Here is an 8,785-nt window from a genome sequence, read left to right on the forward strand (position 1 = left end):
CGCTCGCGGCCGGATGCACCGTGGTGATCAAGCCCGCCCCGGACGCACCGCTGGGTGTGTCGCTGTTCAGCGAGGTCGTCGAGGAGGCGGGGATACCGCCGGGCGTGATCAATATCGTGTCCGGCGGTGTGGCGACCGGGGAGGCGCTGGTGTCGCATCCGGGCGTGGACAAGGTGAGTTTCACCGGCTCCACCGCTACGGGTAAGCGGATCGGCGCGGTCTGCGCAGCCGCGGTGCGGCGCTGCGCACTAGAGCTGGGCGGCAAATCACCGGCCATCGTGCTCGACGACGCCGCATTCGACGCCGAGACGATCGGCGGCCTGGTCACCGGCGTGATGGGCAACAACGGCCAGGTGTGCATGGCACAGACCCGGATCCTGGTCCCCGCCGCGCGCTACGCGGAGTTCGTCGACATCTTCGGCAAGGCCGTGTCGGCGCTGCGGGTGGGTGATCCCGCCGATTCCTCGACCGATGTCGGCCCGCTGATCAACCGCGCCGCGCTGGAACGGGTCGAATCGATGGTGTCCGCCGCGGTCGGGCAGGGGGCGCGAGTGGTCACCGGCGGCGCGCGCCCCGACGGATTCGACACCGGCTGGTACTACCAGCCGACCGTGCTGGCGGATGTGGACAACGGCATGGCCATCGCCCGTGACGAGATTTTCGGACCCGTGGCGGTGGTCATTCCGTACGCCGACGACAGCGATGCGGTACGCATCGCCAACGATTCCGACTACGGCCTCGCCGCCGCGGTGTGGTCCGGTGATCGATCGCGCGCGGCCGGGGTCGCTGCCCGGCTGCGGGTGGGATCGGTTTCGGTGAACTCCGCGGCGCCGCTCGATCTCGGCAGCCCGTTCGGCGGTTTCAAGCAATCGGGAATCGGCCGCGAGGGCGGTCCGGAGGGGATCGCCGGGTTCTTGGAAACCCAGTCGATCATTCGCTGATCAAAAACTTTGTCGCCGTTGTCATTTCGGTCACGGCGGAAGAAGGGAACATGATGGAGACCACTGCCGCCGTGCTCTGGGAGCGCAACACACCATGGTCGGTCGAGACGATCGAGCTCGATCCGCCGAAGGCCGAGGAGGTGCTTGTCGAGCTGCACGCCTCGGGGATGTGCCATTCCGACGAGCACATCGTCACCGGCGATATGCCGTTCGGGCTGCCATGTATCGGCGGCCATGAGGGCGCGGGCGTCGTGAAACAGGTCGGTTCGAGTGTGTCCTGGCTGCAAGAGGGCGACCACGTGGTCTTCGGGTTCATTCCCGCGTGCGGGCGGTGCCCGTCCTGTGCGACCGGGCACCAGGGTCTGTGCGATCTGGGTGCGAAGATTTATAGCGGCCGCCAGATCTTCGACGACACCGCGCGCCACCACGCCCGGGGTAAGGATCTCGGGCTGGCGTGCGGGGTCGGCTCGTTTGCGCACCACACCGTCGTGCACGAGGCCAGCTGTATCAAGATCGAGCCGCACCATCCGCTGGACCGGGCCTGCCTGCTCGGCTGCGGTTTCGTGACTGGGTGGGGATCGGCGGTCTATGCCGCGGGTGTCCGGCCCGGCCACAATGTGGTGGTCGCCGGTATCGGCGGCATCGGCGCCGCGGCGGTGCAGGGCGCGCGATTGTCCGGGGCGCGCACCATCGTCGCGATCGATCCGTCGGAGTTCAAGCGTGAGGCGGCCCTGCGCATGGGCGCCACCCATGTGGCCGCCTCCTGGGACGAGGCACCCGAGGTCGTCCGCGAGGCCACCTGGCACCGTGGCGCCGACCGGTTCATCTGCACGATGGGAGTCGGCGAAGGCCGCCTGATCAAGCAGGCGCTGGCGATGGTGGCCAAGCGCGGCGAATTGATCGTGACAAATATCCATCCGATGGCCGAAAAAGAGGTCTCGGTCAACATGATGGATCTGACACTGACCGAAAAGCGGATCATCGGCAGCCTCTACGGTTCGGCCAATCCGCGCGCGGATATCCCGAAGATCCTGGAGCTCTGGAGCAACGGGCAGGTCGACCTGGATGCCGTGGTGAGCCGCACCTACCCGCTGGAGAAGATCAACGACGGCTACGAGGATATGCGCGGCGGCCGCAACCTGCGCGGTGTGCTGCGCTATCCGGCCGCCGACGCCGCGGCGCAGGGATAGCCGGTGCCGTGGGGGAGTGCTCGCACTTCCCCACAGCCTGTCCCGTCAGAAGTTCGTGCCGCCGTCGATGTTGATCAGCGCCCCGGTGAGGAATCCCGCCCGGGGCGAGAGCAGGAATGCGATCAACTCACCGACCTCGTGCGGGCGGCCGGGCCGTCCCAGGGCCGCGGTGAAGCCCCACTCTTCGACCATGACCCGTTCGAGCGCCTCCTCGAGGGGGTAGCCGCGTTCGGCGGCCAGGTACTCGCGCACCGCGCTCAGCGCCTCGGTCTCGACGGCTCCGGGGCAGACGCAGTTGGCTCGAATGCCGTGTTTCCCATATTCTTTCGCGATTCCCTTCGTGAATACGGCGACGGCGCCCTTCAGTCCGGCGAAGGGCAGGCGCGCGATCTCGGGCGACCGGATCGAGTAGGCGGCCGTCGTGACGATGGTGCCCTTGGTCTCGATCAGATGCGGGAGTGCGGCCTCGACCGTACGGGTTGTGCCCAGCACGACGTCACGGAACGCGGCGGTCCATTGCTCGTCGGTTGCCGAGATCGGAACGTGGCCGGTGGTGCCGGTGGTGATGGCGACACCATCGAGCCGGCCCAGGAATTCGACCGCTTGCTCAACCGCCGCGCTGGCTCGGCCCTCCTGCGCGGCGTCGAACGACAGCGCGGTCACCCGGGTGGCTCCGGCTTCGGCCAGCTCGGCGGCCGCTTTCACGCCGCGTTCGCGATCACGCCCGACGACCGCGATGGCCGCTCCGTCCTCGGCGAGCGATCGCGCGGCGGCGAGTCCGATGCCCGCGGTTCCGCCGAGGACCAGATAGCCCTTGTCGCGCACTGACAGATCCATTTTCCAAACTTCCTTCCCGACGACCGAAATGGTGACGATACTGTCAGAATATTCGGAGAGGCTGCATCTGTATAGCCGCCGTAGTGTGGCGACCTACCGGCCTGACTGTGGGTCTGAACGCCGAGATTGGATTGATGGTTGACGCCTGTGACTGCAGTCACTAGATTACACAGTGTCAGAAAGTGGACGCCTGATCCGACCTTGTCGAAGTTCTCCGAGGTCGATCAGCTAGTTATTTCTCCGAGGATGCGTTGTGCCGCTTCAAGATTCCATGCAGATGATTTCCGTCGACGACCATCTGATCGAGCCGCCGTCGGTGTGGGTGGACCGATTGCCGAAGAAGTTCATCGAGGATGGTCCTCGAATCGTCGAGATGGATATGTCACAGAATGCCGGCGACGAAGAACTGTCCAAGGTGCTGCTCGACGCGGCGCGGGCCGGCGGACAGGGGGCCAAGCGGCTCTCCGAGGTCTGGGTCTACGAGGGGCGGGTATACCCGAATATCGGCCTGAACGCGGTGGCGGGTAAGAAGCCGCAGGAATACGGAATGGATCCCACTCGGTATTCCGATATGCTGCCCGGCTGCTACGACCCCGTGGCCCGCGTGGCCGATATGGACGTCGACGGCGTCCAGGCGGCCCTGTGTTTCCCGTCCTTCCCCCGCTTCTCCGGCACCGTGTTCCTCGAGGGGAAGGACAAGGAACTGGCGCTGCTGTCGGTGCGGGCGTGGAACGACTTCCACCTCGACGAGTGGGCGGCGGCCGCACCGGATCGCTTTATTCCGCTGATCATCCTGCCGCTGTGGGATCCGGCCGCCGCGGCCGCCGAGATCTACCGTTGCGCCGCCAAGGGAGCGAAGGCCATCACCTTCCCGGAATGCACTGTGCCGCTGGGGCTTCCGTCGTTCTACACCGACCATTGGGATCCGGTGTTCGCCGCCGCGCAGGAGACCGGCCTGCCGCTGTGCATGCACTTCGGTTCCTCCGGCCGTCCGCCGATCACTTCGCCGGAGGCCCCGATGGCGGTGATGATCTCGCTGTTCGGCACCAACTCGATGTACGCCACCGCGGATCTGCTGTTCTCCCCGGTGTTCTACAAGTTCCCCAACCTCAAGGTGGCTCTGTCCGAGGGCGGCGTCGGCTGGGTGCCGTACCTGCTCGAGCGCATCGACCAGGTCTGGGAGAAGCATCGCTGGTACCAGAACGTGAACAAGGAGGTGCGCCCGTCGGATCTGTTCCGCGAGCACATCTGGGGCTGCTTCATCGACGACAGCGAGGGCATCGTGCGCCGCGAGGCGATCGGCGTGGACAATATCCTGTGGGAGTGCGACTACCCGCACTCGGATTCGAACTGGCCCAACAGCCGCGAGTTCACCGGCAAGCTGCTGCAGGAGGTTCCCGACGACGAGGCGCACAAGATCGTCGAGTTGAACGCCCGCAAGCTGTTCAATTTTCCCCGCGTCAACTGAGGGGTGAAACATCGTGGCCGAGAAGGATATCGATGCCGCCGACTGGGTCGAGCAGGACCTGCTCACGAAACAGGAGGCGGGCGAGCGTCTGGCCGAGGAGATCGCCCGGGTGCGGGCGCGTCTGGGCGAACTCCGGCCCGGAGCCGAGAATGCCGCGGCGGTGACGATGCTCGCCCGGCGGCTGGCGGCGATGGAGTCGATCCGCGATTCGCTCCAGCCCGTGGCATCGGAGTATCGAAGCTGAATCATTCAGCTGCACTATCGGATGCGGCAGTGGCCGGCCGGTTCGCCGAGGCGGCTCGGCTGTTCGGAACGAGCGATCGCCATCGCCGATCAGCCTGTTGACTCGAGCTTCGGCACCGGGAGTTTCCGGTTTCGGGAGGGCGCTCGGCCCTCGGTGTCCACCCAGACGTGTGCGACGCTGGGGCCGCGCGCTGCCGCCCGACCGTCTCAGTGTAGTCCAATGTTAGTGACACATATGGCCAACTATCACGCGTCTCGCACGTTGGATTCTCGCTTAATGTCCAGGTAGTGTCGGTTGCAAATCGGTGACACTAGTGCCAGAATCGGAAAGCAATGGTGGAGTTCGGCCGCGATCCGGCACCGACTGGATGGCGCCGAAGATGTGACGACGAGCGAGGAACAGCCGATGATCGGAGCCGATGAGGCCGCAGACGTGCTGATCGATTTCGACTGGTGGCAACGGACCGGCCAGGCCGAACGAGACGCCCGGTTCGATGCCCTGCGCAGGGAGAATCCGCGGGTGTTCGTCCCGCTCGGCGGTGGGCCGGACCGAAGCAAGGGTTTCTGGGCGTTGACCCGCCATGCGGACATACTCGAGGTGAGCCGGCGTCCGGAGGATTTCGCCTCGGGGGAGGGCACGCAGATTTTCGACCAGCCGCGCGCGTTGCGTGACTACCGGGGGTCGATCATCGATATGGACAATCCCGAACATTCCCGGGTCCGCAAAATCGTGTCCCGGGGATTCACCAACAAGAGCCTGGCGTCGATTCGCGGGCTGGTCGAATCGACCACCCTTGAAATTCTCGAGGCCATGCCGGCAACAGGCGAATGCGATTTCGTCGACAATTTCGCGGCGCTGCTTCCGTTGCGGATCATCAGCGCCATGCTCGGCATTCCGCAGGAGCACGAGGCCGATATCCTCGCTGCGACGAATACGATTCTGGGTGCCTCGGATTCGGAATACATTCCCGACCAGTCCGGCGTGGGTATCGCCGAGGCGGTCACCGAGGCCAGCGAACGGCTGATCGAGCTGCTTCAGAATTTGTCCGAGGAGCGGATCGCCGACCCGCGCGACGATGTCATCAGCATGCTGGTCGCCGCGAAGGAGGGGGACAATCTGACCCCTCAGGAGATGGCGAAATTCTTCATCCTGCTGGTCGGAGCCGGAAACGAGACCACGCGTAATGCCCTGACGCACGGGGTGTACGCCCTGAGTCAGCACCCTGAACAACGCGACAAGTGGATGCGTGACTACCACGCCTCGGCGCCCACCGCGATCGAGGAAATTCTGCGCTGGGCGAGCCCGGTGATCCACATGCGCCGCACGGTGACCCATGACGGCGTCCAACTCGGCGATCAGGTGTTCTCACAGGGTGACAAGGTCGTGATGTGGTACACCTCGGCCAATCGCGACGATGCCGTCTTCGAAGATCCCTACGTTTTCGATATCGCCCGCAATCCGAATCCGCACTTGGCATTCGGTGCGCCGGGGCCGCACTTCTGCCTGGGCGCGCATCTGGCGCGGCTGGAGCTGAATATCGCGTTCGAGGCACTGTATTCGCGTCTTCCCGACCTCGAGGCCGTCGGTGAGCCCACGTTGCTGCGGTCGAATTTCGTCAACGGCATCAAACATCTGACTGTGAGGTACACGCACCGATGACCGATGCCCTGCTGCAGAAGATAGACGGCGGCGTCCTCACGATCACGCTCAACCGGCCCGAGGCGGCCAATGCCATCCGGCCCGAGGATCGCGACGCCCTGATCGAGCTGTTCGCCGCAGCTGACGCCGACGCCGATATCCGGGCGGTGGTCCTGCGGGCGAACGGTAAGCACTTCTGCTCCGGTGCCGACGTGGTGAAGCTGGCAGACGGTCGCGCCAAGAACGTCAAGCGGGTGACCGATCCGATGCGGCGGATCATGACCGGCGCGCAGCGCCTGATCGCCGCGGTCTTGGACTGCGGAAAGCCGGTCGTCAGCGTGGTGCACGGCGCCGCCGCCGGAATCGGCGCACATCTGGCCTACGCCTCGGACCTGGTGATCGCGACCGAGGCGGCCTACTTCAGCGAGTCGTTCGTCAAGCGCGGGCTCGTGGTCGACGGCGGCGGTGCCTATCTGCTGCCGCGGCTGATCGGCATGCAGCGGGCCAAAGAACTGGTGTTCTTCGGTGACAAACTCCCGGCCTCGCAGGCTTTGGTCCTCGGAGTGGTCAATCGGGTGGTGGCGCCGGACGAACTGGAGTCGGTACTGGCCGAATTGACCGGTCGGCTCGCCACCGCCCCGACCAGCTCGATCGCATTGACGAAACGGTTGTTCAACAGCTCTCTCGACGGCGATCGGGCGGCCGCGTTCCTGGCCGAGGCGATGGCGCAGGAGATCCAATCGTATTCGGCCGACGCCGCCGAGGGCGTTCGGTCGTTCGTCGAACGCCGGCCCGCCGAATATCGCGGGTGGTGATATGCGCCGAACAACCGTGCAGTCCTATCAGGAGGATCAGTAATGGCCGGCCGTGCCGATATTCCCGTCGTCGAAGGAATCAGCGCGCAGTACTGGGATGCCGCGCGCGACGGCAAGCTGCTGATCGCGAAGTGCCAGGACTGTGAGCGCGTCCATCATTATCCGCGGGTGTTCTGCCCGTCCTGCTGGAGCGAATCGGTCACCCCGGTCGAAGCCAGCGGCACCGGATCGGTCTATTCGTTCTCCACGGTGTATGTCAACGACCTGGAGCCTTTCCGATCGCGGTTGCCCTATATCGCCGCGGTCGTCGAACTCGACGAGGGCCCGCGGGTAGTGACCGATCTCGACGGAATCGACCCCGCCGACGTGCGTATCGGCATGCCGGTGCGGGCCGTATTCCGCGAAATCTTGGACCAGACGTACGCGGTCGTGTTCACACCGACCGAGGTGTGAGGACCGTTACCGAACAATTGAGGAGAGGATCGCCAGATGAGCGGATTGCTCGACGGAAAGGTCGCGCTGGTGACCGGTGCCGGACACGGCATCGGGCGCGGGCACGCCCTGGAATTGGCCAAACACGGCGCCACGGTGATCGTCAATGATCTGGGAACGTCGGTATCCGGTGAGGGAACCGGCAAGGTTGCCGACGAGGTCGTGCGCCTGATCGAGGACCGCGGCGGCAAGGCCGTCTCCGATTTCAGCGATGTCGGCGACGAAGAACAGGTCGAGTTGCTGGTCGAGCGCGCCTATTCCCAGCTCGGCCGTCTCGATATCGTGGTCAACAACGCCGGTATCGTCCGCGACCGCGCGATCTGGAATATGAGCGCCGACGATTTCGACTCGGTGATGCGAGTTCACGTGCGCGGGAGCTGGCTCACCAGCCGGGCGGCCGCGCGCAAGTGGCGGGAAGAATCCAAGGCGACCGGCGCGAAGGTGTACGGCCGCATCATCAACACGACCTCCGGTGCGGGGTTGCACGGTCACTTCGGCCAGACCAACTACAGCACCGCCAAGGCGGCGATCGTGGGGCTCACGCAGACGCTGAGTCTCGAGCTCGCCTCCATCGGCGCCACGGTCAACGCGATCAGCCCCGGCGGCCGCACCCGCATGTCGGCGACCATGTCTGGATCGGCGGCGCCGATCGAACCCGGTGAACTCGGCGAGGACGAATTCGATCCCAAGGATCCGTCGCTGGGCTCGCCCGTGGTCGCCTGGCTGGCCAGTCCCGAGGCCGCCCACGTCACCGGGCAGGTCGTGCGGGCCCTGGGTGACACCATCCAGCTGCTGCGCGGCTGGACCTCGGTGGCGTCGGTGTCCAGTGACGGAAAGCGCTGGGACGCAAATAAACTCGGTGTCATCCTGGGTACCGACATCTTCGGCACCCGCGCCCCCGGCCTGCGCCTGGGCGGTTAGTTGGCGCGCGAACCCGTCGTAACGGCCGGAGGCCGGGACGCGGCTGGTGGTGTGGACCCCAGCTACCGTCCCGGCCTCCGGCCGTTGTGGCGGAGTCGGTGCTCGCGCCACTGGATGTTCAGTCCTCGCGCCACCGGATGGCGCTCATCGGGCAGGCCGTAAGCCCGGATTCGGCCTCCTCGACGAGGTCGGGCGCGACCTCGAAATCGGCCCGCAGGGCGAATCCGTCGTCGTCGAGT

9 protein-coding genes are annotated in these 8,785 nt (G+C 65.6%); 8 read left to right on the plus strand and 1 reads right to left on the minus strand.

The window, feature by feature from the left end:
* A partial coding sequence (locus C5E41_RS32385; RefSeq protein WP_104379483.1) for an aldehyde dehydrogenase family protein occupies positions 1-941 on the plus strand: 941 nt, incomplete at its 5' end.
* Positions 942-994: 53 nt separating this feature from the next.
* On the plus strand, positions 995-2,131 hold the full coding sequence (locus C5E41_RS32390) for an NDMA-dependent alcohol dehydrogenase (protein ID WP_104379484.1): 1,137 nt from the start codon (positions 995-997) through the stop codon (positions 2,129-2,131).
* 45 nt (positions 2,132-2,176) lie between these two features.
* On the opposite strand, the gene C5E41_RS32395 is transcribed toward C5E41_RS32390, so the two are convergent.
* Positions 2,177-2,968 (minus strand): SDR family oxidoreductase, encoded by a 792-nt coding sequence (locus tag C5E41_RS32395; RefSeq protein WP_104379485.1) that lies wholly within the window; start codon positions 2,966-2,968, stop codon positions 2,177-2,179.
* 253 nt (positions 2,969-3,221) lie between these two features.
* Between C5E41_RS32395 and C5E41_RS32400 the strand changes: the two genes are divergently transcribed.
* From C5E41_RS32400 to C5E41_RS32425, 6 genes are all read left to right on the plus strand, one after another.
* Positions 3,222-4,436, plus strand: a complete 1,215-nt coding sequence (locus tag C5E41_RS32400) for an amidohydrolase family protein (protein ID WP_258081410.1) — start codon at positions 3,222-3,224, stop codon at positions 4,434-4,436.
* Between the two features lie 13 nt (positions 4,437-4,449).
* Complete coding sequence (locus C5E41_RS32405) at positions 4,450-4,680, plus strand: hypothetical protein (RefSeq protein ID WP_308706082.1); 231 nt, start codon at positions 4,450-4,452, stop codon at positions 4,678-4,680.
* A 405-nt stretch (positions 4,681-5,085) separates the two neighbouring features.
* A complete protein-coding gene (locus C5E41_RS32410) occupies positions 5,086-6,339 on the plus strand; it encodes a cytochrome P450 (RefSeq protein WP_104379491.1) in 1,254 nt (417 codons plus the stop codon).
* On the plus strand, positions 6,336-7,133 hold the full coding sequence (locus C5E41_RS32415) for an enoyl-CoA hydratase/isomerase family protein (protein ID WP_104379488.1): 798 nt from the start codon (positions 6,336-6,338) through the stop codon (positions 7,131-7,133). The genes C5E41_RS32410 and C5E41_RS32415 overlap by 4 nt, the downstream gene beginning before the upstream one ends.
* 42 nt (positions 7,134-7,175) lie before the next feature.
* A complete protein-coding gene (locus tag C5E41_RS32420) occupies positions 7,176-7,586 on the plus strand; it encodes a Zn-ribbon domain-containing OB-fold protein (protein ID WP_104379489.1) in 411 nt (136 codons plus the stop codon).
* A gap of 36 nt (positions 7,587-7,622) precedes the next feature.
* Positions 7,623-8,546 carry an SDR family NAD(P)-dependent oxidoreductase gene (locus C5E41_RS32425; protein ID WP_104379490.1) on the plus strand — a complete coding sequence of 308 codons (924 nt, stop codon included), beginning with the start codon at positions 7,623-7,625 and terminating at the stop codon, positions 8,544-8,546.
* The last annotated feature ends 239 nt before the right edge of the window (positions 8,547-8,785 follow it).

Origin of the sequence: Nocardia nova (genome assembly GCF_002933465.1) — a bacterium.
Lineage (GTDB): Bacteria > Actinomycetota > Actinomycetes > Mycobacteriales > Mycobacteriaceae > Nocardia > Nocardia nova_B.

Bases quoted from the DNA above. Each gene is read 5' to 3' on its own strand.
- C5E41_RS32390 (WP_104379484.1), top strand. From the start codon at position 995: ATGGAGACCACTGCCGCCGTGCTCTGGGAGCGCAACACACCATGGTCG.
- C5E41_RS32395 (WP_104379485.1), bottom strand. From the start codon at position 2,968: ATGGATCTGTCAGTGCGCGACAAGGGCTATCTGGTCCTCGGCGGAACC.
- C5E41_RS32410 (WP_104379491.1), top strand. From the start codon at position 5,086: ATGATCGGAGCCGATGAGGCCGCAGACGTGCTGATCGATTTCGACTGG.
- C5E41_RS32415 (WP_104379488.1), top strand. From the start codon at position 6,336: ATGACCGATGCCCTGCTGCAGAAGATAGACGGCGGCGTCCTCACGATC.
- C5E41_RS32420 (WP_104379489.1), top strand. From the start codon at position 7,176: ATGGCCGGCCGTGCCGATATTCCCGTCGTCGAAGGAATCAGCGCGCAG.
- C5E41_RS32425 (WP_104379490.1), top strand. From the start codon at position 7,623: ATGAGCGGATTGCTCGACGGAAAGGTCGCGCTGGTGACCGGTGCCGGA.